This is a genomic window from Mesorhizobium sp. P2_E10 (assembly GCF_056404235.1).
Map to the genome: position 1 here is coordinate 815,817 of NZ_JBFUEK010000001.1, position 17,917 is coordinate 833,733.

Genomic DNA, 17,917 nt, shown 5'->3' on the forward strand with positions numbered 1-17,917 from the left:
GTTGGCTCCGGCTTCGTTTGGGCAAGAAAAATAGAAAAAGCCGGAAAAATTCGGCGAGGAAAAAATGACAGAAGAAAACAAGAAAAAACCGAATCCGATCGACATCCATGTCGGAAGTCGCATCCGGCTTCGGCGCAATATGCTTGGAATGAGTCAGGAAAAGCTGGGTGAGAATCTCGGCATCACGTTTCAACAGATCCAGAAATATGAAAAAGGCACGAATCGCGTCGGCGCCAGCCGCCTGCAGGCAATAGCGTCCATACTCAGCGTGCCCGTTGCCTTTTTCTTCGAGGATGCCCCGGGTCAGGAGCCCGTAGGCAATCGCGGATTCGCTGAAGATGCCTCGATGGCTTTCGCCGTCGAATTCTGCGGCAGTCCCGAAGGGCTTCAGCTCAACCGCGCCTTCGTCAAGATCGTTGATGTGAAGGTGCGCCGGCGGATCATTGATCTGGTGAAATCTCTTTCCACCGAAGGTGCCGACTGATCCGGAGGCTCGACTGCCGGCGGCGCCATGCTGCCGGTGGTACAAGATAATAACTGCTGCGACATTCATGCCAGAACTGCGGCACCGCTTGACGAGCGACGCCCGGCACCGCTAACACGTGGCGCGCCAAAGTCGGCAGCTCTGCCGATCCGTTTTCAAGAGGGGACACCCGTGACGCGGCAGAATTACTTCTTTACCTCGGAATCCGTTGCCGAGGGCCATCCCGACAAGGTTTGTGACCGTATCTCCGACGAGATCGTCGATCTGGTCTATCGTGAGGCCAAGAAGACCGGCATGGACCCGTGGAAGGTTCGTGTCGCTTGCGAGACGCTGGCAACCACCAACCGCGTCGTCATCGCCGGCGAAGTGCGTGTTCCCGACACGCTGCTCAAGCGAGACAAGGCCGGCAATATTCTGAAGGACGCGGCCGGGCATTCGGTCGTCAATCCGGCGAAATTCAAGTCGGTTGCGCGCAAGGCGATCCGCGAAATCGGCTACGAGCAGGCCGGTTTCCACTGGAAGACGGCAAAGATCGAGGTTCTCCTGCACGGCCAGTCGCCTGACATCGGCCAGGGTGTCGACAACGCGTCCGACCGCCAGGGCGAGGAAGGTGCCGGCGACCAGGGCATCATGTTCGGTTATGCCTGCCGCGAGACGCCGGACCTGATGCCGGCGCCGATCTATTACAGCCACAAGATCCTCGAATTGCTGGCCGCCGCGCGCCACGAAGGCAGCGGCGACGCCGGCAAGCTCGGCCCGGATGCCAAGAGCCAGGTCACCGTCCGCTACATCGACGGTAAGGCCGCCGAGGCGACGCAGATCGTGCTGTCGACCCAGCATCTCGATGCAAGCTGGGATTCGAAGAAAGTCCGCAAGGTCGTCGAACCCTATATCCGCGAGGCGCTTGGCGATCTGAAGATCGCCGACGATTGCATGTGGTACATCAACCCGACCGGCAAGTTCGTCATCGGTGGACCCGATGGCGACGCCGGCCTGACCGGCCGCAAGATCATCGTCGACACCTATGGTGGTGCCGCACCGCATGGCGGCGGCGCTTTCTCGGGCAAGGACACCACCAAGGTCGACCGTTCCGCCGCCTACGCTGCCCGCTACCTCGCCAAGAATGTGGTGGCGGCCAAGCTCGCCGAACGCTGCACCATCCAGCTGTCCTATGCCATCGGCGTCGCCCAGCCGCTGTCGGTCTATGTCGACCTGCACGGCACTGGCAAGGTTGACGAGGCAAAGCTCGAGGAAGCGCTGCGCACGGTGATGGATCTGTCGCCGTCCGGCATCCGCCGTCACCTCGACCTCAACAAGCCGATCTACGCCAAGACCTCGTCCTACGGCCATTTCGGCCGCAAGGCCGGTCGCGACGGTTCTTTCTCCTGGGAAAAGACCGATCTCGCCAAGGCGCTCAAGGACGCGGTTGCCGCCTGATCGGTGGCCGCCACGCGTCAGCCCATGGATCCCAAAGACAGGCCAAGCCGCGCGACAGAAGCATTTTTCGGTCGCCGGCGCGGCAAGACCATTCGCCCGCAGCAGGCGGCCGCACTCGAAAGCGGCTTCAGCACCTACAGGCTCGACCTGACGGCCAAGCCGCCTGTCGATCTGCGGGATCTGTTCGCGACGGATGTTTCCGCGGTTCAGCTGGAAATCGGTTTTGGCGGTGGCGAGCACCTTTTGCACCGGGCTACGGCGGCACCTGCCACCGGTTTTGTCGGCGTCGAGCCGTTCGTCAACGGCATGGCCAAGATGATGATGGCGGTGCGCGAAAAGCCGCTTGCCAACCTTCAGGTCTATGACGACGACGCCACCCGCCTGCTCGACTGGTTGCCTGAGGCTTCGCTCGATGGCATCGACCTGCTTTATCCCGACCCGTGGCCGAAGAAAAAGCACTGGAAGCGGCGCTTCGTCAGCCCGCTCAATCTCGACCGTTTTGCGCGTGTGCTGAAGCCTGGTGCAAAGTTCCGCTTCGCTTCCGACATCGACACCTATGTGAACTGGACGCTGCTTCACTGCCGGGCGCATGGCGCATTCGCGTGGCAGGCGCAGGAGGCGGCCGACTGGCACCGGCCCTATGATGGCTGGCCGGGCACGCGCTACGAGGCGAAAGCCATTCGCGAGGGCCGGCGGCCGGCCTATCTTACCTTCGTGCGAAGCTGATCCTGGTTCGCATTTGAAAAGGCGACGCGGACGCGCAGGCCGCGATCGTCCTTGCCTGCCGACAAATCGAGCCGTCCGCCAAACAGTGCCGCGATCTCCTCGACGATCGGCAGGCCGAGCCCTGCTCCTGGTTTGCCGCCGAAACCGCCGCGCACGAAGCGCTGGCGCACGCCTGCCAATTCATTGGCCGCGATACCCGGTCCACTGTCTTCGACTTCCAGCACGACATCGTTGCTGTCGGCGAAAACCCTTACGGTCGCCTCCGTCCCGCTGCCGGCATAGGCGAGCACGTTTTCGATCAGATTGCGGATCATTTCGCTCAGCAGCATCGGCTCGCCGCGGACGAACTGCGCCTGTTCGCCCTCGAAGCCGAGGTCGATACCGGCGCTGTGGGCCTGGGCGACAAAGTCGGCGGTCAGCGTCTGCGCCAGCTCGGTCAGATTGATCGCACCAAGGCTCTTCAGCCGATCGGACATCGCTTCGTCGACCTTGGCCAGCAGCAGCAGCTGGGCGATGACGCGTTCGGCATGGGCCACCGCCTCGTCGCCGATCGTTGCGGCATGGCGGGCCTCTTCAAGCGAATGGGCGCGCGCCGAAAGCGCCAGCTGCGTGCGGATGATGGCCAGCGGCGTGCGCAGCTGGTGGCTGGCATTGCCGGTGAAATGCCGCATCGCGCCAAGCGCCGAACCAAGTCTTCCCATGAACGAATTGACGGTGTCGACCAAGCCGCGCACCTCCTTTGGCACCGACTGTTCGATCGGATGCAAGTCCTCGGGGTTACGTTCGGCAATAGCATCGCGCAGCCGATAGAGCGGCTGCAGCGAAAAGGTGACGGCGAGCCACATGATTGCCGCCGCGCTGCCGATCAGGATGGCCAGCCGCAATGCGGAGCGCAACAGGATTGTCCGCGCCAGTTGCGTGCGGGCGATCGTCGTTTCGGCGATGGTGACGACAAAAGGCACCGAACTCGCCCCGGTCGAAGCGGCGCGCGACAGCGATGTCAGCCGGATGGGCTCGCCGCGAAAGCTGGCATCGGCATAACCGCTTTCCTCGCGCGCAAGCCCCTTGATCACCGGCAACGTCTGATAGCCGGTTATGAAGACGCCACCGGGGCCGTCGACGCGGTAGAACACGCGGTCCTGCGCTGCCGACGTCAGCATTTCGAGCGCCACATAGGGGACGTCGACCTCCAGCACGCCGTTCTCGGCAACGACTATGCGCTCGGCAATGGCCAGCGCCGAGCCGGCAAGCACCCGGTCCGAGACGGCGTTTGCCGTATTCACGGCCTCGCGATAGGTGTCGGCTAGCGCAATCAGGCCGATGATGACCAGCGGCACCAGCAGCCAGACCAGCAGCCGCCTGCGCAGCGAATATGGCTTTGCCGGCACCATCAGCCGCTTTGGATCTTTTCGAGGTAATAGCCGATGCCGCGTGCGGTCCTGATCGTCAGGCCGTAAGGCGCCAGCCGCTTGCGCAGGCGGCTGGCATATTGCTCGATGGCGTTGGCGCTCAGATCCTCGTCGAAACCGGCAAGCGATTCGATGATGGCCTGCTTGGCCACCACCTTGCCGGCGCGCATGAACAGCGTTTCGAGAAATGCCAGTTCGCGCGCCGGAATGTCGATTGTTGCTCCCTGCGAAGAGAAGCTGCGCGTGTTGAGGTCGAGAACCACTTCGCCGAAGGCAACGGTCGCTGCCTTGAGGCCGGCGCGGCGGCGCAGCAGCGTGCGAACCCGCGCCTCCAGTTCGCCGACATCGAAGGGTTTGACCATATAGTCGTCGGCGCCAAGGTCTAGCCCTTTGACCCTTTCGTCCAGCGAGTGGCGCGCCGACAGGATCAGCACCGCCGCGTCATGCTGGCGACCGCGCATGGTGCGCAGCACTTCCAGACCATCCATCTGCGGCAGGTTGAGGTCGAGAATGACGAGGTCAAACCGCTCGGTGGCAAGGACGGCCACGGCCGACGCGCCGTCGCCGACCACGTCGACGGCATAGCCGCTGCCCTTCAGCACGGCTGCGAGACCGGCGGCCAACGTCTGACTGTCCTCTACCACCAGAATGCGCACCGGGTTCTCCTCCCCTGCACCGACGATGCCCATTCGACAGGCAAAGGTCCAGAGCCGTGTCACTTGCGTCGGTGGCGTGTCGCCGTTGTGCGGTGCGCCTTGTTGATGCATGGTCTGGCGACCATGCGCCTGGCCATCCTCACCGTTCTGGTTTGTCTTTCGGCGCCCGCATGGGCGGACGTCACCCTCTTTCCCGCACTTGACGGGGCTTCGACCGCACGCACTCTGGTCGTCTATTCCTCGCTGGACGCGCCTTTGGCCAAGCCGATGATCGACGGCTTCCAGAAGGCCAATCCCGACGTCGCCGTGCGCTATGAGGATCTGTTGACGACCGATATCTACGATCGCGTCGTTGCCGAAACCGACGCCGGTAAGGGTACCGCCGACATCGCTTTTTCCTCGGCCATGGACCTGCAGGTCAAGCTCGCCAATGACGGCTACGCCCAGGAAAGCCGCCTGCCGCTTTCCGATCTCTGGCCGCGCTGGGCAAACTGGCGTAACACCGCCTACGCACTGACGTTCGAGCCCGCGGTGTTCGTCTACCACAAGCCGAGCTTCAAGGACGCTCCGCCGCCCGCCACGCGCGGCCAGTTCGTCGATTTTCTCAAGACCCAGGGCGACAAGGTCTACGGCCGTATCGCTACCTACGACATCGAGCGCTCCGGCGTCGGTTTCATGTTCATGGCGCGCGACCAGGAACAGTACCCGGATATCTGGTCGGTCATCCGTGCCATGGGAGCGTCCGGCGTGAAGCTTTACTCGACCAGCTCCGCCATCCTCGAGCGCATCGCCGATGGCCGCTTCGTGCTTGGCTACAACATCCTGGGGTCCTATGCCGCCGATTGGGCCGCCAGGGATCCCGACGTCGGCATCGTGCTGCCCAAGGACTACACGGTGGTGATGTCGCGCATCGGACTGGTGCCCACCGCCTCCCGCTCGCCGGACCTTGGCCGCCGTTATCTCGAATATTTCATGTCCGCCGAAGGACAGACGGTGATGGCGCGCAAATTGCAGATCGCCGCCGTCAATCCGGAAGTTTCGGGTGAGAACACGGCAAACAGAATGCAAGCGGTTCTCGGCGGACAATTGCGTCCGGTCCCGGTCAGCCCGGGCCTGATGGTCTATCTCGACCAGGTCAAGCGCATGCGCCTCATCGAACGCTGGAATGCGGCGCTGCGCAGTCCCTGATCGTACGATATTCCTATCCTGTTGCATCGGTGTCAGTCTGATGTCAGGTTGCTGCGCTAGGTAGGTTTTGGCCCATCCGTGGAGGCGGCGAGGCTCGGAAAGTTCGGGAGGACTTCGAACACGTTTCCGCAAAGACCACCCGACGGCGGCAACCGGCGCTGCGCGAGTGGTTTGGAAACGCTGCCCATATCGGCCGGCCCTGAGCCGGGCCGGTTCCTTCCCCAGTTATTTCGAGACGCAGCCTGACGCGGGCTTCGAAACTGAACAGGCATTTGCCCCGCGCATGCGGGTCGCAAGGGAGGAACGGCAATGAAGCAATTCGTGTTGGCATCCATCATCGCGGGCGCACTCGCCCTGCCGGCCGCAGCGGCCGACTACAAGATCATGGCTCCTGCAGCCCCTGGCGGCGGCTGGGACCAGACGGCGCGTTCGATGCAGACCGCGCTCCAGGACGAAAAGATCTCGGGCAGCGTCCAGGTCAACAACGTCCCGGGCGCCGGCGGCACCATCGGCCTCGCGCAATTCGTCAATCAGGCCAATGGCGATCCGACCCAGCTTATCGTCGGCGGCTATGTCATGGTCGGCGCGATCCTCACCAACGCTTCGCCGGTGACGCTCGACCAGATCACCCCGATCGCCCGCCTGACCGGCGAATATGAAGCGATCGTCGTTCCAACCGCCTCCGACATCAAGGATATGGCTGGGCTTGTTGCCAAGCTCAAGGCCGATCCGGGTGCGGTTTCCTGGGGTGGCGGTTCGGCCGGTGGCACCGACCATATTGCTGCCGGGCTGATTGCCAAGGCCGTTGGCGTCGATCCCACCAAGATCAACTACATCGCCTTCTCCGGCGGCGGTGAAGCGCTTGCCGCCATTCTTGGCGGTCAGGTGACCGTCGGCATTTCCGGCTACGGCGAATTCGACTCGCAGATCAAGGCCGGACAGCTGCGCATCATCGGCATCACCAGCGATGCCAAGGTCGAAACCATCGATGCGCCGACCCTCAAGGAAAGCGGCGTCGATGTTTCCATCCAGAACTGGCGCATGGTTGCGGCCGCTCCCGGCCTCTCCGCCGACCAGAAAGCCGCCGTGCTGGCTGACGTCGACAAGATGGTGCAATCGGCTTCGTGGAAGAAGATCCTCGCCGACAAAGGCTGGGCCAACACCTATCTCGCCGGTGACGATTTCGCCGCACAGCTCAAGAAGGACACCGAAGCCACGGCGGTGATCCTGAAAGATATCGGTCTGGTGAAATGAGCCAGACTGACCAAAATGAAGCGAAGCGCCGCCCGGATCGGGCGGCGCTTGTCATTGCCGCTATCCTGGGCGTGGTGGCTGTGGTGATTGCCTGGAGCACCGCCAGCCAAGGTGCCGGCGCCAATTATGCCCGTGTTGGCCCGACAACATTCCCCTATTTCATTGCCGCGGTGTTTTTCGGTCTGTCGATCTGGACGGCTTTCGAGGCCGTTCGCGGTGATTTTCCCGAACGCGAGCATCAGGAAATCAGCCCGATCCTGTGGATCGTCGGCGGTCTCGTGGCCCAGATGCTGTTGCTGAAAGTGGCGGGTTTCGGGATTGCCACAGGCCTGCTCTTTGCCGCCACCGCACGTGCATTCGGGCGCGGCCCGTTGTGGCAGACGGTCCCCATCGGCATCGTGCTGTCGTTCGTCATCTGGATCATCTTCGCCAAGGGGCTGCAGCTTTCGCTGCCGGCCGGCCCGCTCGAACGGCTGTTCTGAGCGATTTTCATGGGAGTTCGGCCCTAGATGGATACGTTCGGTCTGCTGGCTAACGGGTTGTTGACGGCGCTCCAGCCGATGAACATGCTTTATGCGCTCATCGGCGTCACGCTCGGCACCGCTGTCGGCGTTCTTCCCGGCATCGGCCCCGCGCTCACCGTGGCGCTGCTTTTGCCGGTTACCTACAAGCTGGACCCGGCGGGGTCGCTGATCATGTTTGCCGGTATCTATTATGGCGGCATGTATGGCGGCTCGACGACGTCGATCCTGCTCAATACGCCGGGCGAAAGTGCCTCGATCGTGACCGCGCTGGAAGGCAACAAGATGGCACGCGCCGGGCGCGGCGGACCGGCCCTTGCGACGGCGGCCATTGGCTCCTTCGTCGCCGGCCTGATTGCCACCATCGGCCTCGCCTTCATCGCGCCAACCATCGTCAAGATGGCGTTGTCCTTCGGTCCGGCCGAATATTTCGCGCTGATGATCCTCGCCTTCATGACCGTTTCAGCTGCTTTCGGCGATTCGACGCTGCGCGGTCTCACCGCGCTGTTTATCGGCCTGGCGCTCGGCCTGATCGGCATTGACCTGCAGACCGGGCAGGCGCGCCTCGCCTTCGGCATTCCCGATTTGCTTGACGGCATTGAGGTGACCACGCTTGCGGTGGCGCTGTTTGCCATCGGCGAAGCGTTGAGCGTTGCTGCCAGCAAGAGCAGCAGTTCGACCATCCAGGCGGTCAAGGGTTCGGTGTGGATGACCCGCGAGGACTGGCGCCGTTCCTGGAAGCCGTGGCTGCGCGGCACCGCCATCGGCTTCCCGATCGGCGCGATGCCGGCCGGCGGCGCCGAGATCGGCACGTTCCTGTCCTATTCGGTGGAAAGGCAGCTGGCGGAAAAACCGGAAGAATTCGGCCACGGCGCGATCGAGGGCGTTGCCGGCCCGGAAGCGGCCAACAACGCTTCGGCCGCCGGCACGCTGGTGCCATTGCTGACGCTCGGCCTGCCGACCACGGCCACGGCCGCGATCATGCTGGCCGGCTTCCAGCAGTTCGGATTGCAGCCCGGTCCGCTGCTTTTCGCCACAAACCCTCAGCTTGTCTGGGGTCTGATCGCCAGCCTGCTCGTGGCCAATTTCATGCTCCTGGTGCTCAACCTGCCGCTGATCGGTGTCTGGATCAAGCTTTTGACCATACCGACGCCTTGGCTCTACGCCGGCATCCTGCTGTTTGCGACGCTCGGAACGATTGGCGCCAACGCAGCGGTGTTGCAGGTCAACGTGCTCGGCCTGTTCACCTTGCCCGTTTCCTTCGAGCTGGGCATGCTTTTGGCTTTCGGTCTGCTCGGCTACGGTTTGCGTCGCTTCGGCTATCCGATCGCGCCTGTCGTGGTGGGGCTGATCCTGGGGCCGATGGCCGAGCAGCAGTTACGCCGCGCCCTGGCCATCAGCCAGGGCGATGTGTCGATCCTAGTCGGATCTCCGATTGCGGTGGTGCTGTTGCTGCTTGCGGCGACCGCCGTGCTGCTGCCGCTCTATCTGCGGGCCCGAGGCCGCGGCAAGGTGCTGGCGCAGCTTGGCGCCAGCGAGGACTGACAGGCTTAAAAGCGCCGGATGCGGTGGAAATCGCGGGGCTCGATGCTCAGCGTCACCAGGTCCCGATTGTTGGGGCGGCGACCGCGCTCAACAGCGGCCGACACAGCAATGGCGCTGCCAAACAGGCGCACCAGTTCGCCAATGGCGCCAAACGGCTTATGGGTACTCATCTTTTCATCCTTACTGCCGCACATTGTGGAAATCGTCCGGCTAGACGCAGGTAGGTGCCGCAAAGACAGTCGGTTAGGGGTGCAGATGCATGCTTGCCATGCGTCTGCTGCAACGGTCGATGGAATCCGCTTGGGCGGGCGCTGCCTGCCACGGCACTTGAAAGGCGAGCCACCTTCGTTTATATCAACGTCAAATTCTTGGTCGGTATGACGAAGAGTGGGTCCACCCGGTCCCGCTCTTTTTTATTACCTGCCGGTCAGCCACCAATCGAACGACAGGGATCGAATGACTGCAACGGCAAGCGAAGGCGACGACCGCATCATCCGCGAAAGCGGTATCGATGCGCGCATCGCGCTGATCGTACAGCCGGTCCTGCGCGGCATCGGCTTCCGCCTCGTCAAGGTGCATCTGTCGGGCCAGAACGGGCTCACGCTGCAGATCATGGCCGAACGCGAGGACGGCACCATGACCGTCGAGGATTGCGAAGAGGTCAGCCGCGCGGTGTCGCCGGCACTCGATGTCGATGACCCGATCGAGAAGGCCTATCATCTCGAAGTGTCGTCGCCGGGCATCGACCGGCCGCTGGTGCGCAAGTCGGATTTCGTCACCTGGACCGGTCACCTAGTGAAGCTGGAAACGTCGATCCTCGTCGCCGACCGCAAGCGCTTCAAGGGCAAGATCACTGAGGCCGGCGAAGACGATGTTGTGATCGCGCGCGACAAGGCCGCCTATGGCGAGGAGCCGACGGTGCGCATTCCTTATGACGCGATCGCCGAGACACGGCTGATCCTCACCGACGACCTCATCCGTGACGCGCTGTCGAAGGACAACCGGGCGCGCAAGGAAGCCAAGAAACGCCGCGGCGAACCGGACGACGCGCCAGAGGGTGCTGAAGACGGCGCGGAAGACGAAATCGAACAGGAACTATGATTGAGCGGCCGGGCCTAAAGGCTCGGCAACCAAGCTCGGGAGAAAAAAGATGGTTGTAAGCGCCAACAGACTTGAACTGCTGCAGATCGCCGACGCGGTCGCGCGTGAAAAGTCGATCGACAAGTCGATCGTCATCGCCGCCATGGCCGATGCGATCCAGAAGGCGGCGCGCTCGCGCTACGGCCAGGAAACCAACATCCGCGCCGACATCAACCCGAACACCGGCGAGATGAAGCTGCAGCGGCTGATGGAAGTGGTCGAGAAGGTCGATGACTACGCGACGCAGATCGCTATTTCCTCGGCCCGCGAGCGCAATCCCGACGCGCAACTCGGCGATTTCATCGCCGAACAGCTGCCGCCGATGGATTTCGGCCGCATCGCCGCCCAGTCGGCCAAACAGGTCATCGTGCAGAAGGTGCGCGAAGCTGAGCGTGACCGTCAGTATGATGAATACAAGGATCGCATCGGCGAGATCGTCAACGGCACCGTCAAGCGTGTCGAATACGGCAACGTCATCGTCGATCTCGGCCGTGGCGAGGCGATCATCCGCCGCGACGAGCTGATTCCGCGCGAAAACTACAAATATGGCGATCGCGTCCGCGCCTATGTCTACGACGTCCGCCGCGAACAGCGCGGCCCGCAGATCTTCCTGTCGCGCACCCATCCGCAGTTCATGGCCAAGCTGTTCACCATGGAAGTGCCGGAAATCTACGACGGCATCATCGAGATCAAGTCGGTTGCCCGCGACCCGGGCTCGCGCGCCAAGATCGCCGTCATCTCGCGTGACAGTTCCATCGATCCGGTCGGCGCCTGCGTCGGCATGCGCGGCAGCCGCGTTCAGGCGGTCGTCGGCGAGCTGCAGGGCGAGAAGATCGACATCATTCCGTGGTCGCCCTCGGCCGCTTCCTTCATCGTCAACGCGCTGCAGCCGGCCGAAGTCGCCAAGGTGGTGCTCGACGAGGATGCGGAGCGCATCGAAGTCGTAGTGCCGGACGACCAGCTGTCGCTGGCCATCGGCCGTCGCGGCCAGAACGTTCGGCTGGCTTCGCAGCTGACCGGCTGGGACATCGACATCCTGACCGAGGCTGAGGAATCCGAGCGCCGCCAGAAGGAATTCGTCGAACGTTCGTCGCTGTTCATGGAAGCCCTCGATGTCGACGAGATGGTCGGCCAGGTGCTGGCTTCGGAAGGCTTCACCAGCGTCGAGGAAGTCGCCTATGTCGACGCCGGCGAAATCGCCTCCATCGACGGCTTCGACGAAGACACCGCCTCGGAAATCCAGACCCGCGCCCGCGAGTATCTGGAGAAGATCGAGGCCGAGCACGACGACAAGCGCAAGGCGCTGGGCGTGACCGACGAATTGCGCGAAATCCCCGGTGTCACCACCGCCATGATGGTGACGCTCGGCGAGGACGGCGTGAAGACGATCGAGGATTTCGCCGGCTATGCCGCCGACGACCTGACCGGTTGGAAGGAACGCAAGGACGGCGAGACCAAGGTATTCCCCGGCGTGCTCGCCAATCACGGCGTGTCGCGCGCCGACGCCGAGCAGATGGTTCTGGCTGCCCGCCTCAAGGCCGGCTGGATCACCGAAGACGAGCTTGCAGCCGAAGAAGTCCCGGCTGACGAAGCCGTTGGTGCGTGAGGTGAAACCGCATCGCACCGAACCCGCCCCAGGACGAGATGAACGATCGCACCTGCATCGTCACCCGCAAGCAGGCCGAACCGGATGATCTGATCCGTTTCGTCGTCGGCCCGGATTCGGCCGTCGTTCCGGATATCAAGAGAAACCTGCCCGGCCGTGGTTGCTGGGTGACCGCCGACCGCCTACATATCGACAAGGCGGCGGCGAAGAACCTGTTTGCCCGTGCCTTCAAAGCGCAAGTGACCGTGCCACCCGATCTCGGCGGCATGGTCGAAGGACTGCTTTCCAAAGCTGCTTTGGGCATGCTCGGCCTCGCCCGCAAGGCAGGCGCAATTTCCCTCGGCGCCACCAAGGTCGAGAGCGCGGTGCGCGGCGGGCTGGCGCTTTTCGTGCTCCATGCCGCCGAAGCGTCGGACGATGGCGTGCGCAAGATCAGCCAGGCGAGACGGGCCACCGTCCATCTCGGCGGGCCTGCCATCCTTGCCTACAAACTTTTCTCCGAGGCCGAGTTGAGCTTGGCATTGGGGGGTACAAATGTGATACATGCTGCCGTTCTCGCGGGAGACGCGGGCAAGGCGGTCCAGAAGCGCATGGTTGCGCTCGACCGATATCGGGGCGGTACCCCGGACGATCTGGCAATGCTTGCGGCCGTTGCTGACGAAGATGATGCCGCAGAGGATATGGAATGAGCGATACGAAATCGGGCGACGACAAGACGTTGAGTGTTACGCCGAAGAAGACCTTGACGCTGAAGCGCCCCGGTACGGAGCAGGGCATTGTGCGCCAGAATTTCTCGCATGGCCGCACCAAACAGGTCCTGGTCGAGACCAAGAAGCGCAAGTTCTCGATGCCTGGCGACAAGCCAGAGCCGGTCGCAGCCCCTGCGTCCGTGTTCACGCCGAAGCCGCCAGTGGCGGCAGCGCCCGTTGTGCAGGAAGCGCCCAAGGCGCCACCGCCTCCACCGCCGGCTGAACGCGGCGGCATGGTGCTGAACGAATTGTCGCGCAATGAAATGGAAGCCCGCCGCAAGGCGCTCGAAGGCTCCAAGGTCCGCGACGTCGAGGATCGCCAGCGCGCCATCGACGAGGCCAAGCGCCGCAACGAGGATGAAGAGCGCCGCAAGCGCGAGCGTGAGGAATCCGCGCGCCGCCAGGCCGAGGAAGAAGCCCGGTTGCAGACCGAGGCCGAGTCCCGCCGTCGCGCCGAGGAAGAGGCACGCCGCCGCGCGCCGCTTGCCGCCGAACTGGCGACCGTCGACGATGAAGAAGACGTCAAGCCGAAGCGCACCGGCGCCGGCGCCCCGGTGCGCCGTCCGGTTACGCCCGAAGTGGCGCGCCCGGCCAAGCCCACCAAGGGCGAGGAAGACCGCCGTCGCGGCAAACTGACGCTCAACACTGCGCTTTCCGACGAGGATGCGCGCGCCCGCTCGCTGTCGTCGATGCGCCGCCGTCAAGAGAAGTTCAAGCGCGCGCTGCATAATGAGCCGCGCGAGAAAGTTATGCGCGAAGTGATCCTGCCCGAAACCATCACCATCCAGGAACTGGCGCAGCGCATGTCCGAGCGCGCGGTCGATGTGGTCAAGTTCTTCATGAAGCAGGGCCAGATCCTGAAGCCGGGCGACGTCATCGACGCCGATACGGCCGAACTGGTTGCTACGGAATTCGGCCATACGGTCCGCCGCGTTGCCGAGTCCGACATCGAGGAAGGCCTGTTCAACATCGCCGACAACGCGGAGGATCTCGAGTCGCGTCCGCCGGTGGTGACGATCATGGGCCATGTCGATCACGGCAAGACCTCGCTGCTCGATGCCATCCGCAATGCCAATGTCGTCTCCGGCGAAGCCGGCGGCATCACGCAGCATATCGGCGCCTATCAGGTCGAGAAGAACGGTCACAAGATCACCTTCATCGACACGCCCGGCCACGCCGCCTTCACGGCAATGCGCGCCCGTGGCGCTCAGGCCACCGACATCGCCATCCTTGTGGTGGCGGCCGACGACAGCGTCATGCCGCAGACGATCGAATCGATCAGCCATGCCAAGGCGGCCGGCGTTCCGATCATCGTGGCCATCAACAAGATCGACAAGCACGACGCCGATCCGCAGAAGGTCCGCTCGGAGCTGCTGCGCCATGAGGTGTTCGTCGAATCGATGGGCGGTGAAGTGCTGGACGTCGAAGTCTCGGCGACCAAGGGCACCAACATCGACAAGCTGCTCGAAGCGATCCTGCTGCAGGCCGAAATCCTCGACCTGAAGGCCAATCCGGACCGCACCGCCGAAGGTGTCGTCATCGAAGCCCAGCTCGACAAGGGCCGTGGTCCCGTCGCCACCGTGCTGGTGCAGACCGGCACCCTGATGCCGGGCGATATCCTCGTCGCCGGCAACGAATGGGGCCGGGTGCGCGCGCTGGTCAACGACCGTGGCGGGCAGATCAAGGAAGCTCCGCCGGCAATGCCGGTCGAGGTGCTTGGCCTGCAAGGCACGCCGCAGGCCGGCGACCGTTTCGCCGTGGTCAACAACGAGGCCCGCGCTCGCGAGATCACCGAATATCGTCAGCGCCTGGCGCGCGAGAAGGCAGTGGCCAAGCATGCCGGCCAGCGCGGCTCGCTCGAACAGATGATGTCGCAGTTGCAGACGAGCGGGCTGAAGGAATTCCCGCTGGTCATCAAGGGCGACGTGCAGGGCTCGATCGAGGCGATCAATGCCGCGCTCGACAAGCTCGGCACCGACGAGGTGCGCGCCCGCATCGTTCATGCGGGTGCCGGCGGCATCACCGAAAGCGACGTGTCGCTGGCGGAAACCTCTGGCGCCGCGATCATCGGCTTCAACGTCCGCGCCAATGTGCAGGCGCGTGCGGCTGCCGCGGCAGCTGGCATCGAGATCCGCTACTACTCGATCATCTACAATCTCGTCGATGACGTGAAGGCTGCTCTTTCCGGCCTGCTGTCGCCGGAGCGTCGCGAGACCTTCATCGGCAATGCCGAGATCCTCGAAATCTTCGACATCACCAAGGTCGGCAAGATCGCCGGCTGCCGTGTCACCGAAGGCAAGGTCGAGCGTGGTGCGGGCGTCCGTCTGATCCGCGACAACGTCGTCATCCACGAAGGCACGCTGAAGACCCTGAAGCGCTTCAAGGACGAAGTCTCGGAAGTTCCGGGTGGCCAGGAATGCGGCATGGCCTTCCAGAACTACGAGGACATGCGCGTCGGCGACGTCATCGAGTGCTTCCGCGTCGAGATGGTAACCCGGACGCTCTGAGTTCGAGTGCCCTGTTGAGACCGGGCGGTGGTCGAAAGGCCGCCGCCCAACACATTTGAGACATGCGGCACGGTCCCATCCCGCGCCCCACGCTTTCAGGATTGAGAAAAATGCCCCGTCCAACCACATCAAGTCCATCCCAGCGCATGCTGCGCGTCGCCGAACAGGTGCGCCATGCGCTGTCCGAAACCTTGCAGCGCGGCGAGATCATCGATCCGCTGATCGAGAACACCGTGGTTTCGGTCTCGGAAGTGCGCATGTCGCCCGACCTGAAGGTCGCCACGGCTTTCGTTTCGCCGCTCGGCGCCAAGGACACCGGTGCGGTGATCGACGCGCTCAACAAGCATGCGAAATTCGTGCGCGGCCGCGTTTCCGGCGCGCTGCGGCAGATGAAGTTCATGCCGGAGTTCCGCTTCAAGCTCGACACGTCGTTCGACAATTTCGCCAGGATCAACGATTTGCTGAAGTCGCCCGAAGTCGCGCGCGATCTCGGCCCCGTTGATAGCGACAAAGACAACGACCAGGATAAAGACGACAAGAAGGACAGCGAATAGTGGGGCGTCGCGGCAAGAAGAAGGGCCGGCCGATTTCCGGCTGGCTGGTGCTCGACAAGCCCGTCGGCATGGGCTCGACCGAAGCCGTCTCCAAGATCAAGTGGCTGTTCCAGGCGGAAAAGGCCGGCCATGCCGGCACGCTCGATCCGCTGGCGTCCGGCATGCTGCCGATAGCGCTTGGCGAGGCCACCAAGACCGTGCCCTACGTCCAGGACGGCGCCAAGATCTACCGCTTTACGGTCGCCTGGGGCGATGAGCGCTCGACTGACGATCTCGAAGGCCCGGTGACCCAGAGTTCCGACCGGCGTCCGGCGGAAGCCGATGTGCTGGCGGTGATGCCGAAATACACCGGCGTCATCATGCAGACGCCGCCGCAATTCTCGGCCATCAAGATCGCAGGCGAACGCGCCTATGACCTCGCCCGCGAGGGCCAGACGGTCGACATTCCCGAGCGCGAGGTCGAGATCGGCCGCCTCGACCTTGTCGAGCACAGTGCCGACCACAGTATTTTCGAGGTCGAATGCGGCAAGGGCACCTATGTGCGCTCGCTGGCGCGTGACATGGGCCGCGACCTCGGCTGTTTCGGCCACATTTCGGAACTGCGCCGGATCGAAGTCGAGCCGTTCACGCAGGAAGACTTCGTCACCATCGCCGAACTGGAAGCCGCCCGTTTCGGCGAGCAGCGTGACGAGAAGCCGGAAGAAGCGGACGCTGCCGACGCCGTGGATGTGCCGGTCGACTTCAGCGCCATCGACGCGCTGCTGGTCGATACATCGGCGGCACTCGACTGCCTACCGCAGATCGCCATCAGCGACGACGCCGCGACAAAAATCCGCCTCGGCAATCCGGTCATCATCCGTGGCCGCGACGCGCCGGTGGAAGCCGAGGAAGCATGCGCCACCGCGCGCGGCAAGCTGGTCGCCATCGGCGCCATCGAACAGGGCATGTTCAAGCCGAAGCGGGTCTTTGCCGGGTGAGGGTTCTCATCTAGTTTCGGTTCGATTTGCGCTTGAGGGGCATATGGCAAAGACTGGGACGATGAAGAAGCGGGCGCCGGTGACAACGCGGCGACCGCCGGTCGGCGCCTCGCCGGGCACGCTGATCGCCGATCCCGCGGCACGGCGCTCCGAACTGCGGCTGACGCTGATCTCGCCCGACAAGTTCAAGACGATCGAAGATGCCAGCATCGACGACGTCACCGCCAATTGCGACCAATGGCCGGTCATCTGGCTCGACTGCACCGGTCTCGCCAACATCCAGCTGATCGAAGAGATCGGCCGCATTTTCAGCCTACATCCGCTGGCGCTGGAAGACGTCGTCAACACCGGCCAGCGGCCGAAGGTGGATTTTTTCGAGGACCATGCCTTCGTCGTCGTCAGGATGATCGACGATGTCACCGCGCACCGCTACGAACAGATCGCCGTCTTCTTCGGCAAGAATTTCGTCGTCACCTTCCAGGAGCGCGAAGGCGACCCGTTCGACCCGGTGCGCAAGCGCATCGAAAGCTCGATGCCCAACCGGCTGCGGGCGCGCGGCGCCGACTATCTCGCTTATGCGCTGATCGATGCCATCGTCGACAGCTATTTCCCGCCGATCGAGACGGCCGGCGAACTGGTCGACAGCATCGAGGACCAGATGCTGCACACGCCGCACAAGCACCAGATGCGGCAGCTGCACGAGTTGCGGCGCGATGCCAACGTGCTGAAGGGCGTCCTTTGGCCGATGCGCGATGCGCTGGCGACGATGATCCGCAACGACGTGCCCTTTGTGAAGGCCGAGACCAAGATCTTCCTCAACGACACGCTCGATCATTCGCTCCGGCTGATCGAACTGGTGGAAAACCAGCGCGACATGCTGACCGGGCTGATCGAGATGCATCTGTCGCTGAGCCAGGCACGCACCAACGACGTCATCTCCTATCTGACCATCGTCTCGGTGATTTTCATGCCGCTGACCTTCCTCGTCGGCGTTTGGGGCATGAACTTCGACCCGGATACCTCGCCATGGAACATGCCCGAGTTGAAGGCCTACTATGGGTATCCGACAGCTCTCGTCTTCATGCTGGTGGTGGCGATAGGGCTCATCGCCTTCTTCAGATGGAAGAAGTGGCTTTAGCCAAAGCGAAAATCTCTGCTTTTGCT

General features: G+C 63.3%; 17 protein-coding genes. 14 read left to right on the forward strand and 3 right to left on the reverse strand.

The genetic code is table 11. The features are described 5' to 3' along the window. Nucleotides 1–64: 64 nt before the first annotated feature. From AC1D0N_RS03980 to trmB, 3 genes are all read left to right on the forward strand, one after another. The gene (locus AC1D0N_RS03980) at nt 65–484 is read left to right on the forward strand and encodes a helix-turn-helix domain-containing protein (protein ID WP_477241592.1); all 420 of its coding nucleotides are present in this window, start codon (nt 65–67) and stop codon (nt 482–484) included. Between the two features lie 171 nt (nt 485–655). Next, nucleotides 656–1,921, forward strand: coding sequence for a methionine adenosyltransferase (metK, locus tag AC1D0N_RS03985; protein WP_477241594.1), 1,266 nt, complete (start codon nt 656–658; stop codon nt 1,919–1,921). Between the two features lie 24 nt (nt 1,922–1,945). After that, nucleotides 1,946–2,647: a tRNA (guanine(46)-N(7))-methyltransferase TrmB gene (gene trmB, locus AC1D0N_RS03990; RefSeq protein WP_477241596.1), complete on the forward strand. Its 702-nt coding sequence runs from the start codon at nt 1,946–1,948 to the stop codon at nt 2,645–2,647. Here the strand turns inward: trmB and AC1D0N_RS03995 are convergent. Then, nucleotides 2,623–4,038, reverse strand: coding sequence for a sensor histidine kinase N-terminal domain-containing protein (locus AC1D0N_RS03995; RefSeq protein ID WP_477241598.1), 1,416 nt, complete (start codon nt 4,036–4,038; stop codon nt 2,623–2,625). The genes trmB and AC1D0N_RS03995 overlap by 25 nt on opposite strands. Beyond that, on the reverse strand, nt 4,038–4,712 hold the full coding sequence (locus tag AC1D0N_RS04000) for a response regulator transcription factor (protein ID WP_477241888.1): 675 nt from the start codon (nt 4,710–4,712) through the stop codon (nt 4,038–4,040). Before AC1D0N_RS04000 ends, AC1D0N_RS03995 begins: the two co-directional genes overlap by 1 nt. A 123-nt stretch (nt 4,713–4,835) precedes the next feature. Here AC1D0N_RS04000 and AC1D0N_RS04005 point away from each other — a divergent pair, with 123 nt between their 5' ends. The 4 genes from AC1D0N_RS04005 (at nt 4,836) to AC1D0N_RS04020 (ending at nt 9,220) form a co-directional block, all read left to right on the forward strand. Further along, on the forward strand, nt 4,836–5,900 hold the full coding sequence (locus tag AC1D0N_RS04005; RefSeq protein WP_477241890.1) for an ABC transporter substrate-binding protein: 1,065 nt from the start codon (nt 4,836–4,838) through the stop codon (nt 5,898–5,900). Between the two features lie 309 nt (nt 5,901–6,209). Beyond that, complete coding sequence (locus AC1D0N_RS04010; protein ID WP_477241600.1) at nt 6,210–7,154, forward strand: Bug family tripartite tricarboxylate transporter substrate binding protein; 945 nt, start codon at nt 6,210–6,212, stop codon at nt 7,152–7,154. Then, complete coding sequence (locus AC1D0N_RS04015) at nt 7,151–7,636, forward strand: tripartite tricarboxylate transporter TctB family protein (protein ID WP_477241602.1); 486 nt, start codon at nt 7,151–7,153, stop codon at nt 7,634–7,636. Before AC1D0N_RS04010 ends, AC1D0N_RS04015 begins: the two co-directional genes overlap by 4 nt. Nucleotides 7,637–7,663: 27 nt before the next feature. Then, on the forward strand, nt 7,664–9,220 hold the full coding sequence (locus AC1D0N_RS04020; RefSeq protein ID WP_477241604.1) for a tripartite tricarboxylate transporter permease: 1,557 nt from the start codon (nt 7,664–7,666) through the stop codon (nt 9,218–9,220). Nucleotides 9,221–9,225: 5 nt separating this feature from the next. Here the strand turns inward: AC1D0N_RS04020 and AC1D0N_RS04025 are convergent, their stop codons facing one another. Then, nucleotides 9,226–9,390 (reverse strand): hypothetical protein, encoded by a 165-nt coding sequence (locus tag AC1D0N_RS04025; RefSeq protein ID WP_477241606.1) that lies wholly within the window; start codon nt 9,388–9,390, stop codon nt 9,226–9,228. Between the two features lie 286 nt (nt 9,391–9,676). Between AC1D0N_RS04025 and rimP the strand changes: the two genes are divergently transcribed. The 7 genes from rimP to corA all read left to right on the forward strand — a co-directional run bounded on the left by rimP (nt 9,677) and on the right by corA (nt 17,891). After that, a complete protein-coding gene (gene rimP / locus AC1D0N_RS04030) occupies nt 9,677–10,321 on the forward strand; it encodes a ribosome maturation factor RimP (protein WP_477241608.1) in 645 nt (214 codons plus the stop codon). Between the two features lie 49 nt (nt 10,322–10,370). Continuing rightward, entirely contained in the window at nt 10,371–11,966 is a 1,596-nt protein-coding gene (gene nusA, locus AC1D0N_RS04035; protein ID WP_477241610.1) for a transcription termination factor NusA, read from the forward strand. Nucleotides 11,967–12,004: 38 nt separating this feature from the next. Next, nucleotides 12,005–12,655, forward strand: a complete 651-nt coding sequence (locus AC1D0N_RS04040) for an RNA-binding protein (protein WP_477241612.1) — start codon at nt 12,005–12,007, stop codon at nt 12,653–12,655. Next, nucleotides 12,652–15,222 (forward strand): translation initiation factor IF-2, encoded by a 2,571-nt coding sequence (infB, locus tag AC1D0N_RS04045; protein WP_477241614.1) that lies wholly within the window; start codon nt 12,652–12,654, stop codon nt 15,220–15,222. Before AC1D0N_RS04040 ends, infB begins: the two co-directional genes overlap by 4 nt. Before the next feature lie 110 nt (nt 15,223–15,332). Next, entirely contained in the window at nt 15,333–15,776 is a 444-nt protein-coding gene (gene rbfA, locus AC1D0N_RS04050; RefSeq protein ID WP_477241616.1) for a 30S ribosome-binding factor RbfA, read from the forward strand. Then, nucleotides 15,776–16,753 (forward strand): tRNA pseudouridine(55) synthase TruB, encoded by a 978-nt coding sequence (gene truB / locus AC1D0N_RS04055; protein ID WP_477241618.1) that lies wholly within the window; start codon nt 15,776–15,778, stop codon nt 16,751–16,753. The genes rbfA and truB overlap by 1 nt, the downstream gene beginning before the upstream one ends. A gap of 43 nt (nt 16,754–16,796) precedes the next feature. Beyond that, a complete protein-coding gene (gene corA, locus AC1D0N_RS04060) occupies nt 16,797–17,891 on the forward strand; it encodes a magnesium/cobalt transporter CorA (RefSeq protein ID WP_477241620.1) in 1,095 nt (364 codons plus the stop codon). Nucleotides 17,892–17,917: the final 26 nt, after the last annotated feature.